Source organism: Salmonella sp. SA15303, assembly GCF_029962125.1.
Classification (GTDB): Bacteria; Pseudomonadota; Gammaproteobacteria; order Enterobacterales; family Enterobacteriaceae; genus Salmonella; species Salmonella enterica.
Map to the genome: position 1 here is coordinate 244,222 of NZ_CP123924.1, position 26,475 is coordinate 270,696.

The window sequence follows — 26,475 nt, forward strand, 5'->3', positions numbered from 1 at the left end:
TGATAATGCGATGAAAAGAAAATTGTCCTGGATGTGTGCGGCGGTAATAGGATTAAGCGCGTTTCCTGCTTTCATGACGGCGGCGGCGCCTGCTACGCCGCCATTGATAAATGCTGAACCCACCGAGCCTGCGCCGTCGCCCGCAACTGAGGCGCCCGTCGTGGCGCAGACCGCGCCTTCGCGCGAGGTCAAGCTGACCTTTGCGCAAATCGCGCCGCCGCCGGGTAGTATGGCGCTGCGTGGCGTTAACCCTAACGGCGGCATTGAATTTGGTATGCGCAGCGATGAAGTGGCGTCGAAAGCGGTGCTGAATCTGGAATATACGCCCTCGCCGTCGCTCCTGCCGGTTCAGTCGCAGCTCAAGGTTTATCTCAATGATGAACTGATGGGCGTACTGCCGGTGACAAAAGAGCAGTTGGGGAAAAAGACGCTGGCGCAGGTACCTATCAATCCGCTATTTATCACCGACTTTAACCGGGTGCGGCTGGAGTTTGTCGGCCACTATCGCGACGTGTGTGAAAACCCGGCCAGCAGTACTCTGTGGTTAGACATCGGGCGAAATAGCGCCCTGGATCTGACCTATAACATGCTGGCGGTGAATAACGATCTGTCCCACTTCCCGGTGCCGTTTTTCGATCCGCGGGATAACCGTCCAGTGACGTTGCCGATAGTGTTTGCTGATATGCCGGATCTGGCGCAGCAGCAGGCGGCTTCTATTGTCGCGTCCTGGTTTGGATCGCGGGCGGGCTGGCGCGGTCAGCGCTTCCCGGTGTTGTATAATCACCTGCCGGATCGCAATGCGATCGTGTTCGCCACCAACGATCGACGCCCCGATTTCCTGCGCGATCATCCTGCGGTTAACGCGCCGGTTATCGAGATGATGAGCCATCCGGATAATCCGTATGTGAAGTTGCTGGTTGTGTTTGGTCGAGATGATAAAGACCTGTTGCAGGCGGCAAAAGGTATCGCACAAGGGAATATTCTCTTCCGTGGTTCCAGCGTGGTGGTCAACGATGTAAAACCGCTGCTGGCGCGCAAACCGTATGATGCGCCGAACTGGGTGCGTACCGATCGCCCGGTCACTTTTGGCGAGCTGAAAACCTATGAAGAGCAGCTCCAGTCGAGTGGGCTGGAGCCGGCGCCCATCAACGTTTCTTTGAATCTGCCGCCGGACCTCTATTTGCTGCGTAGCAACGGTATTGATATGGATCTCAACTACCGTTATACCTCGCCGCCGACCAAAGACAGTTCACGGCTGGATATCAGTCTGAATAACCAGTTCCTGCAAGCCTTTAGCCTTAACAGCACGCAGGAAACTAATCGACTCCTGTTGCGCCTGCCGGTACTTCAGGGACTGCTGGATGGTAAAACGGATGTGTCTATTCCGGCGCTCAAACTGGGGGCGATGAACCAACTACGTTTTGACTTCCGCTATATGAATCCGATGCCGGGCGGGTCGGTGGACAACTGTATTACCTTCCAGCCGGTACCGAATCATGTGGTGATAGGGGATGACTCCACTATCGATTTTTCGAAATATTACCACTTTATCGCGATGCCGGATTTACGCGCGTTCGCCAATGCGGGTTTCCCGTTCAGCCGGATGGCCGACCTGTCTGACACGCTGGCGGTGATGCCGAAGACCCCAACCGAAGCGCAAATGGAAACGCTGCTGAATACGGTCGGCGCCATTGGCGGACAGACCGGTTTCCCGGCAATTAATCTGACAATCACCGATGATAGCGCTCAGATAGCCGACAAAGACGCCGATCTGCTGATTATTAGCGCTATTCCGGGCAAGCTAAAAGACGATAAGCGTATCGATCTGTTGGTGCAGGCGACACAAAGCTGGGTAAAAACCCCGATGCGGCAGACCGCTTTCCCGTCGATTATGCCGGATGAGGCCGATCGCGCGGCGGATGCGCAGTCCACCGTCACCGCCAGCGGCCCGATGGCGGCGGTGGTGGGCTTCCAGTCGCCGTTTAACGATCAGCGCAGCGTGATTGCTCTGCTGGCTGACAGCCCGCGCGGTTACCAGCTACTGAACGACGCCGTGAACGACAGCGGTAAACGCGCCGCGATGTTTGGTTCCGTGGCGGTGATCCGCGAGTCCGGCGTTCACAGTCTGCGCGTTGGCGATATCTATTACGTCGGACATCTGCCGTGGTTTGAGCGGCTGTGGTATGCGCTGGCGAATCACCCGGTGCTGCTGGCGGTACTGGCGGCCCTCAGTGTGGTATTACTGGCGTGGGTATTGTGGCGTCTGCTACGTATTCTCAGTCGCCGTCGTCTCGACCCTGACCATGAGTAACGCATGATGACTATGCTGCGCGGATGGATAACGATGCTCGTCATGCTGACGGCAATAAATGCGCAGGCAGCCTGTAGCTGGCCTGCGTGGGAACAGTTCAAGAAAGATTACATTAGCCAGCAGGGACGCGTTATCGATCCGGGCGATGCGCGAAAAATTACCACCTCCGAAGGGCAAAGCTACGCCATGTTCTTTGCCCTGGCAGCGAACGATCGACCGGCGTTCGCGCAACTGTTTAACTGGACGCAAAACAATCTGGCGCAGGGATCGTTGCGTGAACATCTGCCCGCCTGGCTGTGGGGGCAAAAAGATCCCGACACCTGGTCGGTGCTGGACAGCAACTCCGCGTCCGACGGCGATATCTGGATGGCATGGTCGCTGCTGGAGGCCGGTCGTCTGTGGAAAGAGACGCGTTATACCGAGGTGGGCACGGCGTTGCTAAAACGCATCGCCCGCGAAGAGGTCCTGAATGTGCCGGGGCTGGGCTCAATGCTGCTACCTGGCAAAATCGGCTTTGCCGAGGCGAATAGCTGGCGTTTTAACCCAAGCTATCTGCCGCCGCAGTTGGCGCAATACTTTAGCCGTTTTGGCGCGCCGTGGTCGACGTTACGGGAAACCAATTTGCGGCTTTTGCTGGAAACCGCGCCGAAAGGTTTCTCGCCGGACTGGGTGCGTTATGAAAGCAAGCAAGGCTGGCAGTTGAAAGCGGAAAAGACGCTGATCAGTAGCTACGATGCGATTCGCGTCTATTTATGGGCGGGAATGATGCATGATGGCGATCCGCAAAAAGCGCGTTTACTGGCGCGATTTAAACCGATGGCGACGTTAACGATGAAAAACGGCGTTCCACCGGAGAAAGTGGATGTCGTCAGCGGGAATGCGCAAGGGACGGGGCCGGTCGGGTTTTCCGCCGCCTTACTGCCTTTCCTGCAAAATCGCGACGCCCAGGCCGTGCAGCGACAGCGGGTCGCAGACCATTTTCCTGGCAGCGATGCCTATTACAACTATGTGCTGACTCTCTTTGGACAAGGCTGGGATCAGCACCGTTTTCGCTTCACCGTCAAAGGTGAATTATTACCTGACTGGGGCCAGGAATGCGTAAGTTCACGTTAAGTCTCATGCACGCTTTTTTGCCGGCTGGCGGTCGAAACGCCTTACCTGGCAAAAGGGGCGTTTCTCGGGCATTGTTGGGTTTATCGCTTGGTATGGCGCTAACACCGCTTGCCGGCGCAGCGACCTCCGCGCAGCAACAGTTGCTGGAGCAGGTTCGGCTGGGCGAGGCCACGCACCGTGAGGACTTAGTCCGTCAGTCGCTCTATCGCCTGGAGCTGATCGACCCCAATGATCCACAGGTTATCGCCGCCCGTTTCCGCTATCTGTTGCGCCAGGGGGATAGCGACGGGGCACAGAAGCTACTTGACCGGCTGGCGCAACTGGCGCCGGAGTCGACGGCGTATCAATCTTCCCGCACCGCGATGCTGCTCTCCACGCCGCAAGGACGCCAGTCTTTGCAGGAGGCGCGTTTACTGGCGACGACCGGCCATACTGAACAAGCGATCGCCAGCTACGACAAGCTGTTTAAAGGTTATCCGCCGGAGGGCGAACTGGCGGTCGAATACTGGACGACCGTGGCGAAATTGCCCGCCCGCCGTCACGAAGCGATTAACCAGCTACAGAAAATCAATGCCGTCAGTCCGGGTAATAACGCTCTGCAAAATGCGCTGGCGCAACTGTTGTTCGCCAGCGGGCGGCGCGATGAGGGATTCGCGGTGCTTAAACAGATGGCGAAATCCAGTACGGGACGCAGCGCGGCCTCCGCCATCTGGTACCAGCAGATAAAAGATCTCCCGGTTAGCGACGCCAGCGTAAAAGCGTTGCAAGACTATCTGACGCAGTTTAGCGAAGGCGATAGCGTGTCTGCCGCCCGCGCCCAGCTTAGCGAGCAGCAAAAACAGTTAGCCGATCCGGCGTTCCGTGCGCGCTCGCAGGGCATCGCGGCGGTTAATGCCGGAGAAGGCGGTAAGGCCATTGCGCAATTGCAGCAGGCGGTGAGCGCCCGGCAGGACGACAGCGAGGCGGTCGGCGCGCTGGGGCAGGCATACTCACAGCGTGGCGATCGCGCCCGCGCCGTCGCGCAGTTTGAAAAGGCGCTGGCGATGGCGCCGCACAGCAGCAGCCGCGATAAGTGGGAGAGTCTGCTGAAGGTCAATCGCTACTGGCTGTTAATTCAGCAGGGCGACGCGGCCTTAAAAGCGAATAATCTGGCCCAGGCGGAGCGTTTCTATCAGCAGGCGCGAGCAGTGGATAACACCGACAGCTACGCGGTACTGGGGCTGGGGGATGTGGCGATGGCGCGCAAAGATAATGCCGCCGCCGAACGTTATTATCAGCAGACGCTGCGTATGGATAGCGGTAATACCAATGCTGTACGCGGGCTGGCGAATCTTTATCGCCAGCAGTCGCCGCAAAAAGCCGCCGCGTTTATCGCTTCTCTTTCCGCCAGCCAGCGGCGCAGTATCGACGATATCGAACGCAGTCTGGAAAATGACCGTCTGGCGCAGCAGGCGGAAACGCTGGAAAGCGAGGGCAAATGGGCGCAGGCCGCAGAACTGCACCGTCGTCGGCTGGCATTAGATCCGGGGAGCGTGTGGGTGACGTACCGACTGTCACGCGATCTGTGGCAGGCCGGGCAGCACGCTCAGGCCGATGCGCAAATGCGCTCTCTGGCGCAGCAGAAGCCAAACGATCCGGAACAGGTCTATGCTTATGGGCTTTATCTTTCCGGCAGCGATCGGGACCGGGCGGCGCTGGCGCATCTCAATACCCTGCCGACCAGCCAGTGGAACAGCAATATTCAGGAACTGGCGGGCCGATTGCAAAGTAACCAGGTGCTGGAAAGCGCTAACCGCTTGCGCGATAGCGGCAAAGAACGCGAAGCGGAAGCGTTGTTACGTCAGCAGCCGCCCTCTACGCGCATTGCGTTAACGTTGGCGGACTGGGCGCAGCAGCGTGGCGATAATGCGGCGGCCCGCGCCGCTTATGACGCCGTTCTGGCGCGGGAACCGGGTAATGTCGATGCCATGCTGGGGCGGGTGGAAATCGACATCGCACAGGGCGATAACGCTGCGGCGCGCGCTCAGCTGGCGGCGCTGCCTGCGTCGCAAATCACCTCTATTAACATGCAGCGCCGCGTCGCGCTGGCGCAGCTCCAGCTTGGCGATATCACGGCGGCGGCGCGGACCTTCAACCGCATTACGCCGCAGGCAAAAGCACAGCCGCCATCAATGGAAAGCGCGATGGTATTGCGTGACGCCGCCGCTTTTCAGGCGCAAACGGGCGAGCCGCAGCGGGCGCTGGAGACCTACAAAGACGCAATGGTCGCCGCGGCGATTACGCCGGTTCGTCCCCAGGATAACGATACCTTTACCCGCCTGACGCGCAATGATGAAAAAGACGACTGGCTAAAACGCGGCGTGCGTAGCGATGCGGCGGAGTTGTACCGTCAGCAGGATCTCAATGTCACGTTGGCGCACGATTATTGGGGGTCGAGCGGGACTGGCGGTTACTCCGATCTGAAGGCGCATACCACGATGCTTCAGGTGGATGCGCCCTGGTCGGACGGACGGGCGTTCTTTCGTACTGATATGGTGAATATGGATGTTGGCCGCTTCTCTACGGATGCGGATGGAAAATACGATAATAACTGGGGTACCTGTACGCTGGAGAAATGCAGCGGACATCGTAGCCAGGCCGATACGGGCGCGAGCGTGGCGGTCGGCTGGCAGAATGAGACCTGGCGCTGGGATATCGGCACGACGCCGATGGGCTTTAATGTCGTTGATGTGGTTGGCGGCGTCAGCTATAGCGACGATATCGGGCCGTTGGGTTATACCCTGAACGCGCATCGTCGCCCGATCTCCAGCTCGCTGCTGGCGTTTGGCGGGCAAAAGGATGCCAGCAGCAATACCGGCACCAAATGGGGCGGCGTGCGGGCCAACGGCGGCGGCGTCAGTCTCAGCTATGATAAAGGCGAAGCAAACGGTGTCTGGGCGTCGCTCAGCGGCGACCAGTTGAGCGGTAAAAATGTAGAAGATAACTGGCGCGTGCGCTGGATGACCGGTTATTACTATAAGGTGATTAACGAGAATAACCGCCGTGTTACCGTCGGGCTGAATAACATGATCTGGCATTACGACAAAGATCTGAGCGGTTATTCACTGGGTCAGGGCGGTTATTATAGCCCGCAGGAATACCTGTCGTTTGCGGTGCCGGTGATGTGGCGGCAGCGTACGGAAAACTGGTCGTGGGAGTTAGGCGGCTCGGTATCCTGGTCGCACTCCCGCAACCGTACCATGCCGCGTTATCCGCTGATGAATTTGATCCCGGCAGATTATCAGGAGGATGCGCGTGACCAGACCAACGGCGGCGGCAGCAGCCAGGGATTTGGCTATACCGCGCGGGCGCTCATTGAACGCCGGGTCACTGCCAACTGGTTTGTGGGTACGGCTGTCGATATTCAGCAGGCGAAAGACTATACCCCCAGTCATCTGCTGCTGTATGTTCGTTATTCCGCGGCGGGCTGGCAGGGGGATATGGATTTACCGCCGCAGCCTCTGGTGCCTTACGCTGACTGGTAATCATTGCGTCAGGCCTACGAATTGACAGGCGTCGTAGGCCTGAGAAGCGCAGCGCCATCAGACGCTATCATTAACCGTTATTCAGAAAAGTCCTTTTCAGATACAGCCTCTCTTAATGCCGCTGCAATCGGGTATACTCAGGCGGCAGTCCGGGATATCCAGGGAGAGTCAATTTGCGCGTCAGCCGCTCGTTAACAATTAAACAGATGGCAATGGTTGCGGCCGTTGTCATGATGTTTGTTTTTGTCTTTTGCACCGTTTTGTTGTTCCATCTGGTACAGCAGAACCGCTACAACACGGCTACGCAACTGGAAAGCATCGCGCGATCTGTTCGGGAACCTCTTTCTTCCGCGATTTTAAAAGCGGATCTCCCCGGCGCGGAAACCATTCTGGAAAGTATTAAACCTGCGGGCGTGGTGAGTCGCGCCGATGTGGTATTGCCGAATCAGTTCCAGGCGTTGCGTAAGCGCTTCATTCCTGAACGCCCCGTCCCGGTTATGGTGACGCGTCTCTTCGAACTGCCGGTACAAATTTCTTTGCCGGTTTATTCGTTGGAGCGTCCTGCCAATCCGCAACCGCTGGCCTACCTTGTATTGCAGGCGGATTCGTACCGTATGTACAAGTTCGTCATGAGCGCGCTCTCTACGTTAGTGACCATTTACTTACTTTTATCGCTGATCCTGACGGTGGCCATCGCCTGGTGCGTAAACCGCCTGATTGTGCATCCGCTGCGCAAAATCGCCCGCGAGCTGAACGACATTCCGCAGCAGGAGCTGATCGGACATCAGCTGGCGTTGCCGCGTCTGCATCAGGATGATGAAATTGGGATGCTGGTGCGCAGCTATAACCTCAACCAGCAGCTTATGCAGCGTCAACGCGAGGAGCAAACGGACAACGCGATGCGTTTTCCGGTTTCCGAGCTGCCCAATAAAGCCTTTTTAATGGCATTGCTGGAACAGGTTATCACCCGCCAACAGACCACCGCGCTTATCATCGTGACGTGCGAAACGTTGCGTGACACGGCAGGCGTGCTGCAAGAAACGCAGCGGGAGATTCTATTACTGACGCTGGTTGAGAAGCTGAAGTCGGTGCTGGCGCCGCGCATGGTGCTTACGCAGGTCAGCGGGTATGACTTTGCCATTATCGCCCACGGCGTTAAAGAGCCGTGGCACGCCATCACATTAGGTCAGCAAATACTCACTATCATTAATGAACGACTGCCCATCCAGGGTATTCAACTGCGCCCAAGCTGCAGTATTGGCATTGCGATGTATTATGGCGATCTGACCGCCGAAGCGCTCTATGGTCGCGCCGTCTCCGCCGCGTTTACCGCGCGCCGAAAAGGTAAAAATCAGATCCAGTTCTTTGACCCGGCGCAGATGGAGGCCGCTCAACAGCGCCTTACCGAAGAGAGCGATATCCTTACCGCGCTGGATAACCATCAGTTTGCCATTTGGCTGCAGCCGCAGGTCGAAATGCGCAGCGGCAACGTATTAAGCGCCGAAGCCTTGTTACGTATGCAGCAGCCGGACGGTAGCTGGGAATTACCGGAGGGGCTGATTGAGCGCATTGAATCCTGCGGCCTGATGGTCACGGTGGGCTATTGGGTGCTGGAAGAGTCCTGTCGCCAGCTTGCCGCCTGGCAGGAGCGCGGCGTGACATTGCCGCTCTCCGTCAATCTTTCCGCGTTACAGCTCATGCACCCTGGCATGGTGTCGGATCTGCTGGAATTGTTAAACCGCTATCGTATTCAACCGGGTACGCTGATTCTTGAGGTCACTGAAAGCCGCCGTATCGACGATCCACACGCTGCCGTCGCTATCTTACGTCCGTTACGTAATGCTGGCGTGCGTATCGCACTGGATGATTTTGGCATGGGTTACGCGGGGCTGCGCCAGTTACAGCATATGAAGTCGCTACCGGTCGATATCCTTAAAATTGATAAAATGTTTGTCGATGGGTTACCGGATGATCACAGTATGGTGACGGCGATTATCCTGATGGCCCGCAGTCTTAATTTACAATTGATTGCCGAGGGCGTGGAGAACGAGGCGCAACGCGCGTGGCTGGAACAGGCGGGAGTCAACGTCGCGCAAGGCTTCCTGTTTGCTCGGCCCGTTCCCGCGGATATCTTTGAAGAACGGTATCTGTCGCACGAAAATCCTGATTACAAAAGTTAAAAAAGGTCGCGCTTGTGCGAGCCAGCTCAAACTTTTTAACATTTTTGTTTCAATTATGATCCTGGCGCATTTCTGTCATGTTGTGTGGGTGTTATTTTAAGGCCGCAGGTTACTCATAACCTTACAAGACCTGTGGTTTTTACTTCAAGGACACCCTATGAAAACCTCTCTGTTCAAAAGTCTTTATTTTCAGGTCCTGACAGCAATCGCCATTGGTATTCTCCTTGGCCATTACTATCCTGAACTGGGCGCACAAATGAAACCGCTTGGCGACGCGTTCGTTAAGCTCATTAAGATGATCATCGCTCCTGTCATTTTCTGTACTGTCGTGACGGGCATCGCAGGCATGGAAAGCATGAAAGCGGTGGGCCGTACCGGCGCGGTCGCGCTGCTTTACTTTGAAATTGTCAGTACGATTGCGCTGATTATCGGTCTTATCATCGTCAACGTTGTGCAGCCTGGCGCCGGGATGAACGTCGATCCGGCAACGCTGGATGCGCAGGCGGTGGCCGTTTATGCCGCACAAGCCAAGGAGCAGGGCATTATTGCCTTCCTGATGGATGTCATACCGGGTAGCGTGATCGGCGCGTTTGCCAGCGGCAACATTCTGCAGGTCTTACTGTTTGCGGTGTTGTTTGGTTTTGCGCTGCACCGTTTGGGCAGCAAAGGCCAGCTCATTTTCAATGTGATTGAGAGTTTTTCGCAGGTCATTTTCGGCATCATCAATATGATCATGCGCCTGGCGCCGATTGGCGCATTCGGCGCGATGGCCTTCACCATCGGTAAATACGGCGTCGGTTCTCTGGTGCAACTGGGGCAGCTCATTATCTGCTTCTATATCACCTGTATTCTCTTCGTGGTGGTGGTGCTGGGGACGATTGCACGGGTAACGGGCTTTAGCATTTTTAAATTTATTCGCTATATCCGGGAAGAATTACTCATTGTGCTCGGCACCTCCTCTTCCGAGTCAGCGTTGCCGCGTATGCTCGATAAGATGGAAAAACTGGGGTGCCGTAAGTCGGTTGTAGGGCTGGTGATCCCGACGGGGTATTCGTTCAACCTCGATGGCACCTCTATCTACCTGACGATGGCGGCGGTGTTTATCGCCCAGGCGACCAACAGCCATATGGATATCTTCCACCAGATAACGCTGCTGGTCGTGCTGCTGCTATCGTCAAAAGGCGCCGCGGGCGTGACCGGAAGCGGCTTTATTGTGCTGGCGGCCACTATCTCCGCCGTAGGCCATTTACCGGTTGCGGGACTGGCGTTAATCCTCGGTATCGACCGCTTTATGTCCGAAGCGCGCGCGCTGACTAACCTGGTGGGTAACGGCGTGGCGACGGTGGTGGTTGCCAAATGGGTGAAAGAGTTAGATCACCAAAAGCTGGACGATGTGCTTAATAATCGTGCGCCGGATGGCAAAACGCACGAAATTTCCTCCTAATCTCGCCACTTATGCCCGTAGTCCCTTCCAGGACTGCGGGTGTTTGCGCATAATTGACCCCTGCGCCCAAAGCATACAGCATGATGCTTAGGGATTATTTCACTTCTTCCGTGACATTTTTAGGTTCTCGCGGTCTAACACGAAGTGTTTTTACGTCATATTCAGGCATCCCTGCCGGGGCTGTCTTTTTATTACCAGGATTGTTGATCAGGGGTTCACATGCAGGGCACAAAAATTCGACTCTTAGCGGGCAGTCTGTTGATGTTGGCCTCTGCCGGCTATGTGCAGGCAGATGCGCTCCAGCCCGATCCGGCATGGCAACAGGGGACGCTGGCTAATGGGTTACAGTGGCAAGTGTTGGCTACGCCTCAGCGCCCCAGCGATCGTATTGAAGTTCGTCTCCAGGTTAATACCGGTTCGCTCACCGAAAGTACGCAACAGAGCGGGTTCAGCCATGCGATTCCCCGTATCGCGCTGACGCAAAGCGGTGGTCTGGATGCCGCACAGGCACGTTCTTTATGGCAGCAAGGGTTTGATCCGAAACGTCCCATGCCGCCCGTTATTGTTTCTTATGATTCCACGCTCTATAACCTCAGTTTACCCAATAACCGTAACGATCTGCTGAAAGAAGCGCTGACCTATCTGGCTAACGTCTCCGGTAAATTAACCATTACGCCAGAGACGGTGAATCATGCGTTAAGCAGCGAAGATATGGTTGCGACGTGGCCAGCAGATACTAAAGAGGGCTGGTGGCGTTATCGGCTGAAAGGGTCGGCGTTATTGGGGCACGATCCCGCGGAACCGTTAAAGCAGCCGGTAGACGCAGCCAAAATTCAGGCTTTCTATGAAAAATGGTACACCCCGGATGCCATGACGCTGATTGTTGTCGGCAACATTGATGCGCGCTCCGTCGCCGAGCAGATCAATAAAACGTTCGGTACGCTGAAAGGTAAACGCGAAACGCCCGCCCCGGTGCCGACGCTTTCGCCGCTGCGGGCGGAATCAGTGAGCATTATGACCGATGCGGTGCGCCAGGATCGTCTCTCCATTATGTGGGATACGCCGTGGCAACCGATTCGCGAGTCGGCGGCGCTGTTGCGCTACTGGCAGGCGGATCTGGCGCGCGAAGCGCTGTTCTGGCATATCCAGCAAGAGCTTACTAAAAATAACGCGAAAGATATTGGTCTGGGGTTTGACTGCCGGGTTCTGTTTCTGCGCGCGCAGTGCGCCATCAACATTGAATCACCTAATGATAAGCTCAATACCAATTTGAGCCTGGTGGCGAATGAACTGGCGAAAGTACGCGACAAAGGTTTGTCGGAAGAGGAGTTTACTGCGCTGGTGGCGCAGAAAAATCTCGAATTGCAAAAGCTGTTCGCGACCTACGCGCGTACCGATACTGACATTTTGACTGGACAGCGTATGCGCTCGCTGCAGAATCAAGTGGTGGATATCGCGCCGGAGCAGTATCAGAAGCTGCGCCAGAATTTCCTCAACAGCCTGACCGTTGATATGCTCAATCAGAATTTACGTCAGCAGCTATCGCAGGAGATGGCATTAATTTTGCTGCAACCGCAAGGCGAGCCGGAATTTAATATGAAGGCGTTAAAGGCGACGTGGGATGAAATCATGGTCCCGACTACTGCCGCCGCTGTTGAAGCAGATGAGGCGCATCCGGAAGTGACGGAGACACCGGCGGCACAGTAAGCTGCCGCCTGTCGGCCCGGTAAGCGCAGCGCCACCGGGCAAGAGCGAATGACTTACTGCGGCATCGCGTCGTGCGGAATAATGGCCCCACGGTACTGAATCACCGTGCTGGCCGTCAGGTGTCCGCGCTTCGCGGCATCCGTCGCGCTGCCGCCCGTCAAACGAACGGCCAGATAACCGGCGCTGAAGGAGTCGCCTGCGGCAGTGGTGTCTATCACTTTCTCTTTCGGCAGTTTCACTGCCGGAACGTCAATGAGCGCCTCGCCCTGAATCGAGACCAGGCAAGAGTCCGCCCCGCGTTTTACCACCACTTCCTGCACGCCTGCCGCATGGGTGCGGGCAATGACCTCTTCCACTGGTTGCTGACCCCATAGCGCGTCTTCATCGTCCAGTGTCAGGAAGGCGATATCAGTACATTCCAGCATCTTTTGATAGACCTGCTGCGTTTCTTCGCGACTTGTCCATAAACGCGGGCGATAGTTATTATCAAAAATGACTTTCCCGCCGTTGGCCCGGCATTCACGCAATAAAGACAGCAGCTTATCACGGCTGGTCGGGCTTAAAATCGCGAGGCTAATGCCGCTCAGGTAGAGATAATCGAAGGTCGCCAGCGTCTCGCAGATAGCCGCTGACTGCTCGCTCTCCAGCCAGAATTTCGCTGCCGCTTCGTTACGCCAGTAGTAGAAGGTACGCTCGCCAGTGTCATCGGTTTCGATGTAATAGAGGCCTGGCAGGCGATTTTCCATCCGCTGCGTTAGCGAGGTATCCACATTTTCATGCTGCCACGCCTCCAGCATCTGTTGGCTGAAACTGTCGGTACCCAGCGCCGTCACATAGTGAACGGCCAGAGCGGCAGAATCGACCTGACGGGCAATATAAACGGAGGTATTCAGCGTGTCGCCGCCGAAGCCGCGCTGAACATCAGCGCCTTTCTGCGACAGCTCAATCATGCATTCGCCAATCACGGCAATCTTTTTAGACATAGTCGTGAACCTGATCTGTAAAAATTAGCGTTAGTGTGCGCTGTGGATGTTTAGTGGTCAATAATATTAAAACATCGGTCCATTATTTTTTTGAGCAAGTGCGTATTTTTGACAAGTTTCGGGGGCTGTTTTTATTTTGCCAGGGACCGAGGGTAAAGTTCTCTGCCTGAACGCCGATAACCTTTGACGAGTCCGGACAGTCACACTCCCATTAACAGGACAACTGAGATGATAAAGCAGGTTATCCAGCAGCTACGCGTTCCTGATGCAGGTATAGAGAATTTGCAGGAACGGCGCTATTGGCTGCAATGCGAGCGTGCCTATACTTACCAGCCGATATACCAGACGGATGGCCGTCTGATGGCGGTTGAACTTCTCACTGTCGTCACCCATCCTGATAACCCTTCCAGACGTATTGCCCCGGATCGTTATTTCGCGGAGTTAGCGGTTCGACACCGCATTGACGTAGTGAAAGAACAACTTCATCAGCTCGAACAAAAAGCGGATTTTTTCACTCGCCATCACTTATTGGCATCGGTCAATGTCGACGGCCCTACGCTGATTGCCATGCGACGACAGCCGGACATTCTGGCAGCGATGGAGCGCTTACCCTGGCTGCGTTTCGAACTGGTGGAACATATTCGTTTGCCGAAAGACTCCTCTTTCGCCTCGATGTGTGAGTTCGGCCCGCTGTGGCTGGATGATTTTGGTACCGGTATGGCCAATTTTTCAGCGCTGAGCGAAGTGCGTTATGACTACATTAAAGTGGCGCGCGAGCTGTTCGTCATGCTGCGTCAGTCCCCGGAGGGACGCAACCTGTTCACTCTGCTGCTGCAACTGATGAACCGCTACTGCCGCGGCGTTATTGTCGAGGGCGTGGAGACGCTGGAAGAGTGGCGTGATGTGCAGCGTTCGCCCGCCTTTGCCGCCCAGGGCTATTTTCTTTCTCGACCCGTGCCGCTGATATCGCTCGAAGAGGTGATTCTGACCCTGTAACGCCAGACTGTTCCCGTAATACGTGGTATTACGAGGCGCGGTCATCCTCCTTTTTCGTCTGGCTGAACTATCTTTAGGACAGGCAAGGGAAGAAGTGAGGAAATAACACATGACTAAAGCAGGCAAAATAACCGCCGCCATCACAGGGACTTTCTTGTTGTTGATCGCCATAGTGATTTTGTTGATCGCAACATTTGACTGGAACCGCCTCAAACCGACCATCAACCAGAAAGTCTCTACCGAATTGAACCGGCCTTTCGCTATTCGCGGCGATTTAGGCGTGGTGTGGGAACGCCAAAAACAGGAGACCGGCTGGCGAAGCTGGGTACCGTGGCCGCATGTTCACGCGGAAGACGTCATTCTCGGCAATCCGCCAGATATTCCGGAAGTCACGATGGTGCATCTGCCACGCGTTGAGGCGACGCTTGCCCCACTGGCGCTCCTGACCAAAACCGTCTGGCTGCCGTGGATCAAACTGGTGAAACCCGACGCGCGTCTTATTCGTCTGTCCGAGAAAACCAATAACTGGACCTTTAACCTCGCGCAAGACAAGAATACGGACCCCAATGCTAAACCTTCCGCCTGGTCCTTCCGGCTGGATAATATTCTCTTCGACCAGGGGCGAATCGCGATCGATGATAAGGTCAGCAAGGCGGATATCACTATTCTGATCGATCCGTTAGGCAAACCGTTGCCGTTCAGCGAAGTGACGGGAACGAAAGGCAAAGCAGACAAATCCACCGTGGGCGACTATGTCTTCGGCCTGAAGGCGCAGGGGCGTTATAACGGGGAACCGTTGACCGGTACGGGGAAAATAGGCGGTATGCTGGCGCTACGCAGCGAAAGTACGCCTTTTCCTGTGCAGGCCGATTTCCGCTCTGGTAATACGCGGGTGGCTTTTAGCGGCGTGGTGAACGAACCGATGAAAATGGGCGGCGTCGATCTGCGGCTTAAATTCTCTGGCGATTCACTGGGCGATTTATATGATTTAACCGGCGTGCTGCTGCCGGATACGCCGCCGTTTGAGACCGATGGGCGATTGGTGGCGAAAATTGACGCCGAAAAGTCATCAGTATTTGATTATCGCGGTTTTAACGGGCGCATTGGCGACAGTGATATCCACGGCTCCCTCACTTATACCACCGGTAAACCGCGCCCTAAACTGGAAGGCGATGTCGAATCGCGCCAGTTACGCCTGGCCGATCTTGGGCCGCTGATTGGCGTGGATTCCGGGAAAGACGCTGAGCAGTCGAAACGGTCTGAACAGCGCAAAGGCGAGAAGAATGTTCAGCCGGCGGATAAAGTGTTGCCTTACGATCGCTTTGAAACCGACAAATGGGACGTTATGGACGCCGATGTCCGGTTTAAAGGCCGACGTATTGAACATGGCGGCAGTCTACCGATTAGCGATCTTTCGACCCATATCATCCTGAAAAACGCCGACTTACGTCTACAGCCGCTGAAGTTTGGTCTGGCAGGCGGCAGTATTGTCTCCAACATCCATCTGGAAGGGGATAAAAAGCCAATGCAGGGGCGGGCGGATATACAGGCGCGTCGGCTGAAGCTTAAAGAACTGATGCCGGATGTGGAGCTGATGCAGAAAACGCTGGGCGAGCTGAACGGCGATGCGGATATTCGCGGGACGGGCAACTCGGTCGCCGCGCTGCTTGGCAACAGTAACGGCAATCTGAAGTTATTGATGAATGATGGATTGATTAGCCGCAACCTGATGGAAATCGTGGGGCTGAACGTCGGCAACTATATTGTCGGGCAGATTTTTGGCGATGACGAAGTGCGGGTTAACTGCGCGGCGGCGAATCTCAATATTACGAACGGCGTGGCGCGACCGCAAATTTTTGCTTTTGATACAGAAAATGCGTTGATTAACGTGACCGGTACGGCGAGCTTCGCCTCTGAACAGCTCGATTTAACCATTGATCCGGAAAGTAAGGGGATTCGTATTATTACGCTGCGATCGCCGCTGTACGTGCGCGGGACATTTAAAAATCCGCAGGCGGGCGTCAAGCCCGGCCCGCTGATTGCGCGCGGCGCGGTTGCGGCAGCGCTGGCGACGTTGGTAACGCCCGCCGCCGCGCTATTGGCGCTAATTTCGCCCTCTGAAGGCGAAGCCAATCAGTGCCGGACGATTTTAACGCAGATGAAGCAGTAACGTGAAACGTAGCGCCGGATGATGCCATCCGGCGCCCTATTACAACGCCTGATGACGCGTCTCATGGGTTAACAGCAGTGCAATCAGCGTCAGCGCCGCCATTGACGCCAGGTAAACCCCTACCGCCGCCAGCCCGTAGTGGCTTTGCAGCCATGCGGCAATATACGGCGCGACGGAAGCGCCCAGAATCGATGAGACATTGTAGGAAAACGATGCGCCGGTATAGCGCACTTCCGTCGGAAATAGCTCCGGCAGCAGCGCTCCCATTGGGCCGAAGGTCAGCCCCATCAGGCTCAGGCCTAACAACAGGAACACGAATACCAGCGCTGGATTGCCTGAACCCAGCAGCGGGGTAAAGGCGAACAACGCGAAGAGAATGATGAGCGTGGTAATGATGACCATGCTTTTCCGACGGCCAAATGCGTCCGCCAGCAGGCCGGCGATGGGCACCATCACGCCGAAACCAATCACCGCCATCATCAGCATCCACAGTATTTCATTGCGCGGCAAGCCAAGCCCCACCGGCGCGGCGGCCGTGCTGTAAGTCATGGAATAGACGGTCATGATATAGAACAGCGTGTAGGTCGCCAGCATAATAAACGTGCCGAGAACGGTTACGCGGACATGCTTCGTCAGCAACGTGCCCAGCGGTATTTTTACCTGTTTTTTCGCTGCGGCGACTTTCGCAAACACCGGCGTTTCATGCAGCGACACGCGCACATACAGGCCGATAATCACCAGCACCGCCGAGAAGATAAACGGCACGCGCCAGCCCCAGCTCATAAACTGCTCGTCGGTCAGCAGCCAGGAGAGCAACAGGAAGGTGCCATTGGCAAAAAAGAAGCCGATCGGCGCGCCCAACTGCGGGAAGGAGCCATACAGCGCGCGTTTGCGCGGCGGCGCATTCTCCGTCGCTAATAACGCTGCGCCGCCCCATTCGCCGCCCAGCCCCAGTCCCTGACCGAAACGCGCCAGCGCCAGCAGCAGCGGCGCGAAAATACCTATCGTCGCGTAGCCCGGTAACAGACCGATAATGACCGTGGAGATCCCCATCGTCAGCAGCGAAGCCACCAGCGTGACTTTGCGGCCTACCCGGTCGCCGAAGTGACCGAATAGCGCAGAGCCAATCGGACGCGCCACAAACGCGATAGCGAAGGTGGCGAGCGATTGTAGCGTTGCCGCAGTGGGATCGCCCTGGGGGAAGAAGATAAGGGGGAACACGATCACCGCTGCGGTGGCGTAAATATAGAAGTCGAAGAACTCAATCGCGGTGCCGATAAGCGAGGCAATAACGACTTTATTGCGTGAGTTTACCGGAACATGTTCCTGCTCATGGTCGAGTGTTGTGGCGGTTGCTTGCATACTATTTTCTTATTTTTAGCGAACGAATAGCCATATTACGCACAGCAAAAGTTATATTTCAATGTGTAACAAAAGCTAAAAATGGTCAAAAAAAGCGCAAAAAGGGGATAATGTTTAAGCCAGCCATTTTGCGTCTATGAAATGCTTCACATAATTTTAGAATTGGTGGATAAAACTGGTTTCTGGTTAAATAAAAGTTAATTACTGGATTTATATGCTGAAACAATGAGATGAGGCGGAAGGACGTGCCTGATTGTACCGCCGGGTACGCTTTGCTTGCCCGGCCTGGGTCTACACATCAGTAGGCCGAATGACGACGCCGTGCGTGCCATTCGGCAGCAAGCCGCAGACTAGCGTTGCGTTTTACCCGGCATTCGCGGGTCGTCCTTGTATTCGGCGGTGGCTATCCAGGCCGCGCAGAATAACGTCAGGCGGGCAAAAAAGTAGAAGAAGGCCATCAGACCGAGTACGGAGCCAAACGCCGCGCCGGAAGGCGATTTCACCAGTGACGGCAGCGTATAAGTCATAATGATTTTAATCACCTCAAAACCGATAGCGGCAATAAATGTCCCGCGAATCAACGCTTTTTTACGGGGACGATGGCGAGGCAGTCGCCAGAAAATCCAGAAGAAAAGCAGATAGTTGGCAAAAATAGAGATGGCCAGACCGATCAAATGCCAGGCCGGTTTTAACCATTCGATGCTGTCGAGATACAAGGCGGAGATGATCATCTGCTGGGCGGAACCGGCGATGGAAGTAATGGACAGCGTAATGATTAAAGCGATTAATAATCCAATCAGCGAGATAAAATCGCGCAGATATTTGAGCCAGATTTTCTCCTGATCCTGCGGCTTGCGCTCCCAGACGTCCCGTGACTGGGCGCGAATCGCTTCCCGCAGGTTGCCCATCCAGTTAACGCCGGAATAGAGCGCGATACCCAGTCCGACCAGCCCTACCGTGGTACGCTGTTGAACCGCCGTATTAATCGTATTTTTAAGCGTGGACGCCAGCGTAGGATCGCTCACATTCATCAATATCTTGCTGAAAATATCTTCCAGTAGATTAGGGTGCGAGGCGAGGATAAAACCTGCCGCGGCAAAGGACACCATCATTATCGGGATCATCGACAGAAACGAAAAGTAGGTGATAGCCGCGCCAAACTGATTACCCAGTCGATCGTTAAAACGTTCGGTCGCGCGAATGAGGTGGGCCACCATTGGTTGACGCTGAATTTTTTGCATCAGGGTGGTGACGGAATGCAACGCCTGATTTGCCTTTTCGTTTTTTTCCGGGGCGTCATGCGGCTGCGTTTCTATTTTTTGTATCGGGTCGTGCTCCAGTTCCTGAATAGGGCGTTTTACGTCATTTTCCTGCGTCATCAGGTCGGTAGTCCTTCATCATTAATAGAATATGTCAGTATAGCTTCTCCCCGGTGGATGCTGAAAATGCGGCTACTCTGCGGCCTCTTTAATGGTTTCCGTCAGCCATACCATAAACAGGTGTACCCGGCGGGAAAGATTACGGCGATGGGGATAATGCAGCGTCACCGGCAGTGGAGCGGCGCGATATTGCGGTAAAATTTCAATGAGCGTTCCGGCGCGTAACGCCTCCCGTACAGCAATGCGCGGCGTCTGAATGATTCCTAATCCTGCCAGACAGGCCGTATGCCAGGTCTCTGTACTGTTTACCGTTAGCATTCCGCCGGTTTTTACCCACTGCATACCGTGGGGAGTTTCAAAGGCAAAACCCGGTGAAGAGACTCCCGGGGTCAATGAATAATGCACCATCGCATGTGAGGCGAGATCGTCAAGGTTTTCTGGATACCCAAAGCGTGCCAGGTATTGTGGGCTGGCGCAGTTCACCCTCCTCAGTTTGCCAAGTGGGCGCGTCAGTATCCCTGGCGCATGTAGCGGCTCTGTGCGCACCACGCAGTCGAAATCTTCCCGTAGTAAATCGACCTGTCGATCGCTACTACAAAGTTCCAGCGCAATGCCGGGATACTGATGCAAAAAAGTGGGCAGGCGCGGCATGATGAGGCTGTTTGCGAGACATGGCGGTATATCTACCCGTATTTTGCCACTGATACTGGCGGGATCAGGCTGGAAAAGACCCTCCAGTTCATCCAGGTTACTCAACAGATCTTTTGCCCGTTCGTAGTAAACCATTCCGTCCTGAGTAAGCTGTACCCGCCGGGTGGTGCGGTGGAGCAGGCGGATGCCCAGTTGATGTTCTAACGCTTGTATTTGCCGTGAGACGCTGCCTTTGGGAAGGCCGATATCCTCTGCTGCACGGGAAAAACTTTCCCGTTCCGCCACGCGTACAAACAATTTCATTGCATATATTTTATCCATCATCAGGCTCTATTATTGTTCTTATTGAAACAGTGACGCTGAAGCGGCTGGTTTTATTGATTTTCTAGCACCTAATAAGCCCTTTCGCAATCATTGCTCGCGTGACGAATACGTCTGATCGCGTTGCGCGGCGGATTTATCGCCTTCCGGCCAGGCATTTTAGCGCCAAAAAGCCGATAAACGGGGCGAGGGCGGTAAAACACGCCGATAACAGCGGGTGCAGTGGGGCAGAGAAATGCATGTACATACACGGTATTGTCATTGACCCATCGTCGCGGTTTTCAGGCGGATTGGCTATTTTTTAACAAAATGTGCTACTTTATTTTTTGTAACACATCAGGCGAAAAGCAGATATTTCCTTTGTGACGCGCCAGGCGTACTCTTCATTAAATTAATATTCAAATTAGCCTTAGCTGTTCGCGCTAATAAGATATTCCTTACTTTAAAAGGCTAATTTTAGCGAATTCTGTAATCCCGATGTTGAAGCTGTAAATATTCATAACCTTTCCCTTCCTCAACCAATGACTATCGGTAAAATGGCCTATACCAAATGGCGACTTCTTATTTTACCCTACGGGTAATACCCTTCCTCATCTTGAGACTATTATCTTACCCAGGTGGAGAAAAGTAATGCAGGTAATCATGTTTGACAGGCAGTCAATATTTATTCATGGAATGAAAATCAGTTTGCAGCAGCACATTCCAGGAATAAGTATCCAGAGTGTCGGTCAGGCAGAAGAACTCTGGCAAAAAATAGAAAGCGCGCCGGATGCGCTGGTCATGCTGGATAGCGGCCTGGATGCTGAGTTTTGCCGCGAGGTGTTACAAAGAACCGCGCAGCAATTTCCGGAGGTGAAGATTATTATCACGGCGATGGATGGCAGTCAAAAGTGGCTGCATGAAGTCATGCAATTTAACGTTCAGGCCGTGGTGCCACGCGATTCTGATGCTGAAACCTTTGTCCTTGCGCTCAATGCTGTCGCTCGCGGGATGATGTTTTTACCGGGGGATTGGTTAAATTCAACGGAGCTGGAGTCCCGTGATATAAAAGCGTTAAGCGCCCGCCAGCGGGAAATTTTACAGATGCTTGCCGCAGGAGAATCAAATAAACAAATTGGGCGGGCGTTAAATATTAGTACCGGGACGGTTAAAGCGCATCTGGAGTCGCTTTACCGGCGGCTGGATGTAAAAAATCGTACCCAGGCCGCCATGATGTTAAATGAATCGAATTAACGACGTTAAATTCGCAGTCCGCTTATTTCTGGCTGTGAAATATCACCCGTATTGATTAATGATAAAAAACGCTGATGTCCGATGCTGAACATCAGCGCAATAAGCGTTTCGCGTTGAAACCGATCGTTAAGTTCCGGCAAGCAATTCTGTAGCAGAATATCGCAGCTATTGAGGTCATCCAGCAAGAATGCCTCCGCCTGGTCGGGCGTAATGAACGTCAGCGTCTCATCCGGCGTCAACATATGCCCGTAACCAATCACCCAGTTACCCTGCCGATCGCGATACTTTTCCAGCGACAGACCCTGCCACTGTTTAATAAACGCGATGCAGGCGGAGCTAAAGCGAGATGAAATGTGCGGCATGGCATCTTTCTCATAAAAAGCGCGATTATAAAGTGTGCTGCACGCGTGGCTAGCGGTCAGACGGCCAAACGCAGGCAGGGAAAAGGTCTATGCCGTTCAGCGTCACGCCGCGTTGACAGAATGAAAAACTGATGTTTTTGGTTAGTAACCGATCTTCTTATAAATTTGCAATCATTAAGATTAAGTCACTGAAATGTGGCTAAATCTGTTATATCTATGAAAAAACATAATTAAAAGAAAACGAAGATCTCGTCGCGGGATCGTCTTTTTAGGGAAGATAATGACGAATAGCGCTTCGCAGGCGACACGCGCGCCTTTTGAACATAGCCTGGGGATTATCCGCCAGGCATCAATAGAAATCCTGCTGCTGCTGGGTATTCATACCACAGAGGGAAAAGAGCCCCGGTGGTTCATGGAACAACTTGAGCAGGCGCGTCTTAACCTGGGCGGTTGGGGCGCGGTGGCGAAAAAATTGCGGATAAATGACGCGCAGTTGAGCCAGTTTATGCTGCAACTGCGTCACCTTCAGCAGCATGTTCCCCAGTATGACAGCGGGCAAGAGGTGAGCGAAAATCAACTCCTTGCCGCGTTGCGTTTTGTCACCTCGCTGGAGCATCTACGTCAGCAGCAGCCGCTACTGACGTATCAAACTGAGCTGGAAGAACCCGACCAGGAGGCGCATCTTGAGGCGCAGCGTCAGCTTCGGGCGATAGAACTGACGTTAAAAGCGCTTATTGCGCGCGCATGGCCGGATCGGGCGTCGCTGAATCACTACCTCAAGCAACATTTCGGCCCGGACCGTTTGCGCCAGTGGTTAAAACAGGGAGAAGATCAACATGCGCTGGAGGGCATGTTGTTCAGCGAACTGGCGCTTATGGTGGTCGATAAAAAATTGTTTGCCCGTCATTACGTCAGAATTTTTAATGATGCCTCAGCGTTAACGCTGTTCGCCGAGTCGCGCACCACTCTGCGTATGTTTCTGGATGATTGCCGCCTTGCGCGAAACGAGGTTATCGCCAGGCAGCCGCTTACCTCAGCGCAGCTTATGCTGCTAAACGTTCAGTATCAGCAAATCGTTCGGCCCATCCAGCGCGCCTATGCCGAAAAACGTACCCGCGTGAATCCCGCTTCGTTTCTGCTGGCGGATGAACGTGAATTGCGCCAGTTCTGGGAAACCGCGCGGCTTAAAGATCGGCAGGCCGGGGGAGATAAGCATGAGATTAGCGAGAGCATAGAACCACCGCGTAAGCGGCCTCCGCGTACGCCTGAAGAGCGTGAGCAACTTATTTCCGGCGCTTTGTGGGGCGCGGTTGGCGTCATGACGCTGGCGATACTGGCGGGCGCGTTCTGGCTATTTAGTTCGTCGTCGCCAGGCTCCGATAACGGGCAAGCTCCCGCAATGGCGCAGGATGAACCGCCGCGCGAGGCGCCTTCCGCGCGGGAAACGCTCAATCATATGGGGATTACCTGGGATGCGTTTACCATGCGGGCGGCGATAGAGCGCAATGATACGCGGGTGACGGCGCTGTTCCTCCAGGGCGGAATGAACTGGCAGCTCGCGTGGACGGAGCAGGCGTTTGCGGCAGGACATACCGAGGTGCTGCAACTGTTGTTGCGTTATCCCGCGCTGATGGATGAGGTCAAACCCTGCCGACGATTTATCACAACGTTAAGTCATGACATGTCGAGCGGCGCGCCGCTGACCGCGATGCATAAAACCTATTTGCAAACGTTTTGCACCGTTCCGGCTGTTGTGACGCGCCAGCAGCACGATACGGAGCAGGCCCGATTGCGCGCTCAGGCCCGGCCCAGCGCAGACAATAAAAAATGGCTGAAAATTCAGTCAGCCATTTATGATGCGATTCACTGAGGCCGGAGCAGGTTAAGGCTCTCCGTAAAGGCCAATCAGGCGGCGCACCACGCCATTGGTCCAGCCGAACCCGTCCTGTAGCGGATACTCGCCCCCGCCGCCTTCGCGGGGCGTACCGCCGGAAATATGGTATTTCTCGATCAGTTTATGGTGCTCCTGATAAAAATGGTTCACTGTTTTTAACCAGTTATGGGCGATTTCATCGCCCAGCATATCGTCGCCATACCGTTTGAAGCCCTGAATCGCCATCCATTGCAGCGGTGCCCAGCCGTTCGGTTTATCCCACTGTTCGCCGGTTTCGTATTCGGTCGCCATAATCCCGCCGGGCGTTAACAGACGGCTGCGTACCACATTTGCCAGACGGTCGGCCTGCTCGTGGTTCGCCATACCGACATACAGCGGCACGATACTGGCGGCGGAAAAGAGCGCCATTTCTTCGCGTCGCCAGTCATAGTCCCGATAACAGCCGTTTTCATCATCCCACAGATAATGGTTCACGGCGGCGCGTCGATCGCTGGCTTTCTGGCGAAATAGCGCCTCGGTGTCACGTTCGCCTTTCAGTGCTGAAATATTGGCGATAGCGCTCTCCAGTTTATACAGAAAAGCGTTCAAATCGATAGGGATAAACTGGGTCGTACGTATGCTGGCAAGCCGGCCCGCATCGCGTAGCCAGCGTGAAGAATAGTCCCAGCCGGACGCCGCCCCGGCGCGCAAATCCCGGTAGACTTCATTGGGCGGACGACCGGAGTGTTTTGCAGTTTCGACATCTTCCAGCCACGACTCGTCGCGCGGCGTGTCGCGATCGTCCCAGTAGCGGTTCAGCAGGGAACCGTCCGGCATCCGCACAACGTGGCGATAAGCCTGGTTGAGCGCCAGCGATTCGGCGCCGTCCATCCAGAAGGCGTATTCCATTTTGAGATGGTCGAGATAACGCCGCGCGCCGCGCACGCCATCTTCTTCGAACAGTTCAACCATCAGGGCAAAAACCGGCGGCTGCGAACGGCTCAGATAATAGGTCCGGTTGCCGTTGGGAATATGGCCATAGTTTTCAATCATCCAGGCGAAATTATCCGCCATACATTTAAGTAAGTCTTCGCGCCCGCTTTCCGCCAGACCCAGCATGGTAAAATAAGAGTCCCAATAATAGGTTTCGCTAAAACGGCCTCCCGGCACGATATAGGATTGCGGCAGCGCCAGCAGCGAAGACCACGGAATATGATCCTGCGGTTCGCGCGTCAGTATCGGCCAAAGCTGGTCAATATGTTCTTTGAGCGAGTTTTCGGGATTAGAGACATACTCGCTGGATAAGGTTTCCGGTAGCCAGAAATGGTTCTCGACGAAGCGGCGTAAGTCAAAATCACGGTGGCGTCTGACCTTACGGTAGCGGATCAGGATATCAAGCGGGTCCATCTTCGGCGCGCAGTCCGGGAACGTTTTACTGTCTGGAAACAGTTTTGTTGACTGTACATGCTCGAACAGTTCGAGATACCGATCGGCAGGGGTCAGGGCGTCAGAGGCGGGAAGCCCCTCGATCATCTCCGGCTCCGGTTCCGCCTCGATCATTTCATCCAGCTTTAACTCGCACGGGTCTGTTTCATAAAGCAGATCGACATCAATAGTCAGATCTTCAGAAGGCGTGGGGTTTAATTTCTGGTTGAGCATAATGACAAGGACCTCCGGCTTGCGTCGTAAAAGATACGGGTGTTGCCCGGCTGTCTATTAAGCGTAGACATTCGCTTCGATACCTGAGTGGCAAAGTGTGCGATAGATCACATTTTGCAATTTGTCTCTCAAGAAAAACACTTCATAACTTACTGAATAGTATTGCGAAAATCCTATTTTCATGACGCCCGCCCCAGACCTAAAATCAGAACATTCGTTTCATAGCGGTATCACTACGTCACCGCATGGCGTGGATTCACAAGCAAAGGTAACGTAAATAGTTATAATACAAGCTATGGCATCATGATAATACAAATGGATACAAATGATCGAGCAACCCGACAGTAAAAGCGCCAAACCGCTTTATAAGCAGCTTGAAGCCGCCTTAAAAGAGGCTATTGCGCGTGGAGAGTATAAACCAGGCCAGCAGATCCCGACGGAAAATGAACTGAGCGTGCGCTGGCAGGTGAGCAGGGTCACGGTCCGTAAGGCGCTGGATGCGCTGACGCGTGAAAATTTGCTGACCCGTGTCTCCGGCAAAGGCACCTTTGTCTCTGGTGAGAAATTTCAGCGCAGCATGACCGGCATCATGAGTTTCAGCGAGTTATGCCAGTCCCAGGGACGTCGCCCGGGGTCACGCACCATCAAATCCGTTTTTGAATCGGTAGACGATGAGACAAAAGCGTTACTGAATATGAACGATGGCGAAAAAGCGGTCGTCATTGAACGTATCCGCTATGCCGACGATGTGGCGGTATCGCTGGAAACCGTACATCTTCCCCCACGTTTTGCGTTTTTGCTGGACGAAGATCTTAATAATCACTCTTTGTATGAATGCTTACGCGAGAAATACCATTTATGGTTTACCCACTCCCGTAAGATGATCGAACTGGTTTATGCCAGCTTTGAAGTCGCCCATTATCTTGGCGTCAACGAGGGTTATCCGCTGATCCTGATAAAAAGTGAAATGATTGATAACAAAGGAGAACTCTCCTGCGTTTCGCAACAGTTGATTGTCGGCGATAAAATACGGTTTACCGTATGATGTCAGCATTACGCTAACGAAGAGCAGGCTGAATCGGGATCCAGATCGCGGATCCCGATTTTTTTGGTTTCCATCTTGATCAAATGTCTTTAAATGTCATATAAAAATAATAATACATTATGAGTCATTTATGGCGAATCCTCGCCTGTATCATTGATGGAA

The 26,475-nt window shown here is 54.3% G+C and carries 17 protein-coding genes; 11 read left to right on the top strand and 6 right to left on the bottom strand.

Going from position 1 to position 26,475, the window contains the following annotated elements:
- The first annotated feature begins 10 nt into the window (after positions 1-10).
- From bcsB to QEN31_RS01180, 6 genes are all read left to right on the top strand, one after another.
- Complete coding sequence (gene bcsB, locus QEN31_RS01155; RefSeq protein ID WP_000823813.1) at positions 11-2,311, top strand: cellulose biosynthesis cyclic di-GMP-binding regulatory protein BcsB; 2,301 nt, start codon at positions 11-13, stop codon at positions 2,309-2,311.
- Between the two features lie 3 nt (positions 2,312-2,314).
- Positions 2,315-3,424: a cellulose synthase complex periplasmic endoglucanase BcsZ gene (gene bcsZ / locus QEN31_RS01160; protein WP_000988810.1), complete on the top strand. Its 1,110-nt coding sequence runs from the start codon at positions 2,315-2,317 to the stop codon at positions 3,422-3,424.
- Entirely contained in the window at positions 3,406-6,948 is a 3,543-nt protein-coding gene (gene bcsC, locus QEN31_RS01165; RefSeq protein WP_001225195.1) for a cellulose synthase complex outer membrane protein BcsC, read from the top strand. Before bcsZ ends, bcsC begins: the two co-directional genes overlap by 19 nt.
- 173 nt (positions 6,949-7,121) lie before the next feature.
- Positions 7,122-9,128, top strand: a complete 2,007-nt coding sequence (gene hmsP, locus QEN31_RS01170; RefSeq protein WP_001266339.1) for a biofilm formation regulator HmsP — start codon at positions 7,122-7,124, stop codon at positions 9,126-9,128.
- A gap of 157 nt (positions 9,129-9,285) precedes the next feature.
- Entirely contained in the window at positions 9,286-10,572 is a 1,287-nt protein-coding gene (gene dctA / locus QEN31_RS01175; RefSeq protein ID WP_000858228.1) for a C4-dicarboxylate transporter DctC, read from the top strand.
- 219 nt (positions 10,573-10,791) lie between these two features.
- The gene (locus QEN31_RS01180) at positions 10,792-12,279 is read left to right on the top strand and encodes a M16 family metallopeptidase (RefSeq protein ID WP_001163182.1); all 1,488 of its coding nucleotides are present in this window, start codon (positions 10,792-10,794) and stop codon (positions 12,277-12,279) included.
- Positions 12,280-12,332: 53 nt separating this feature from the next.
- On the opposite strand, the gene QEN31_RS01185 is transcribed toward QEN31_RS01180, so the two are convergent.
- Entirely contained in the window at positions 12,333-13,262 is a 930-nt protein-coding gene (locus tag QEN31_RS01185; RefSeq protein ID WP_000037583.1) for a sugar kinase, read from the bottom strand.
- Positions 13,263-13,490: 228 nt separating this feature from the next.
- Here QEN31_RS01185 and pdeH point away from each other — a divergent pair, with 228 nt between their 5' ends.
- Both pdeH and QEN31_RS01195 read left to right on the top strand, forming a co-directional pair.
- Positions 13,491-14,258: a cyclic-guanylate-specific phosphodiesterase gene (pdeH, locus tag QEN31_RS01190; RefSeq protein WP_000595626.1), complete on the top strand. Its 768-nt coding sequence runs from the start codon at positions 13,491-13,493 to the stop codon at positions 14,256-14,258.
- A 109-nt stretch (positions 14,259-14,367) separates the two neighbouring features.
- Positions 14,368-16,428: an AsmA family protein gene (locus QEN31_RS01195; protein WP_000158675.1), complete on the top strand. Its 2,061-nt coding sequence runs from the start codon at positions 14,368-14,370 to the stop codon at positions 16,426-16,428.
- Between the two features lie 39 nt (positions 16,429-16,467).
- On the opposite strand, the gene QEN31_RS01200 is transcribed toward QEN31_RS01195, so the two are convergent.
- The 3 genes from QEN31_RS01200 to QEN31_RS01210 all read right to left on the bottom strand — a co-directional run bounded on the left by QEN31_RS01200 (position 16,468) and on the right by QEN31_RS01210 (position 20,141).
- Positions 16,468-17,790, bottom strand: a complete 1,323-nt coding sequence (locus tag QEN31_RS01200; RefSeq protein ID WP_001148983.1) for an MFS transporter — start codon at positions 17,788-17,790, stop codon at positions 16,468-16,470.
- Positions 17,791-18,140: 350 nt separating this feature from the next.
- A complete protein-coding gene (gene yhjD / locus QEN31_RS01205) occupies positions 18,141-19,169 on the bottom strand; it encodes an inner membrane protein YhjD (protein ID WP_000191231.1) in 1,029 nt (342 codons plus the stop codon).
- A 72-nt stretch (positions 19,170-19,241) separates the two neighbouring features.
- The gene (locus QEN31_RS01210) at positions 19,242-20,141 is read right to left on the bottom strand and encodes a LysR family transcriptional regulator (RefSeq protein ID WP_000358042.1); all 900 of its coding nucleotides are present in this window, start codon (positions 20,139-20,141) and stop codon (positions 19,242-19,244) included.
- A 630-nt stretch (positions 20,142-20,771) separates the two neighbouring features.
- Between QEN31_RS01210 and QEN31_RS01215 the strand changes: the two genes are divergently transcribed.
- Positions 20,772-21,374: a helix-turn-helix transcriptional regulator gene (locus tag QEN31_RS01215; RefSeq protein WP_001196084.1), complete on the top strand. Its 603-nt coding sequence runs from the start codon at positions 20,772-20,774 to the stop codon at positions 21,372-21,374.
- 5 nt (positions 21,375-21,379) lie between these two features.
- Here the strand turns inward: QEN31_RS01215 and QEN31_RS01220 are convergent, their stop codons facing one another.
- Positions 21,380-21,736, bottom strand: coding sequence for a glycoside hydrolase family protein (locus tag QEN31_RS01220; protein WP_001120249.1), 357 nt, complete (start codon positions 21,734-21,736; stop codon positions 21,380-21,382).
- Between the two features lie 280 nt (positions 21,737-22,016).
- Between QEN31_RS01220 and QEN31_RS01225 the strand changes: the two genes are divergently transcribed.
- Positions 22,017-23,606: an STY4199 family HEPN domain-containing protein gene (locus tag QEN31_RS01225; protein WP_000185023.1), complete on the top strand. Its 1,590-nt coding sequence runs from the start codon at positions 22,017-22,019 to the stop codon at positions 23,604-23,606.
- A 12-nt stretch (positions 23,607-23,618) separates the two neighbouring features.
- Here the strand turns inward: QEN31_RS01225 and QEN31_RS01230 are convergent, their stop codons facing one another.
- Positions 23,619-25,268: an alpha,alpha-trehalase gene (locus QEN31_RS01230; protein ID WP_000934257.1), complete on the bottom strand. Its 1,650-nt coding sequence runs from the start codon at positions 25,266-25,268 to the stop codon at positions 23,619-23,621.
- 325 nt (positions 25,269-25,593) lie between these two features.
- On the opposite strand from QEN31_RS01230, the gene QEN31_RS01235 reads away from it, so the two are divergent.
- Positions 25,594-26,313, top strand: a complete 720-nt coding sequence (locus tag QEN31_RS01235) for a GntR family transcriptional regulator (RefSeq protein WP_000572568.1) — start codon at positions 25,594-25,596, stop codon at positions 26,311-26,313.
- The last annotated feature ends 162 nt before the right edge of the window (positions 26,314-26,475 follow it).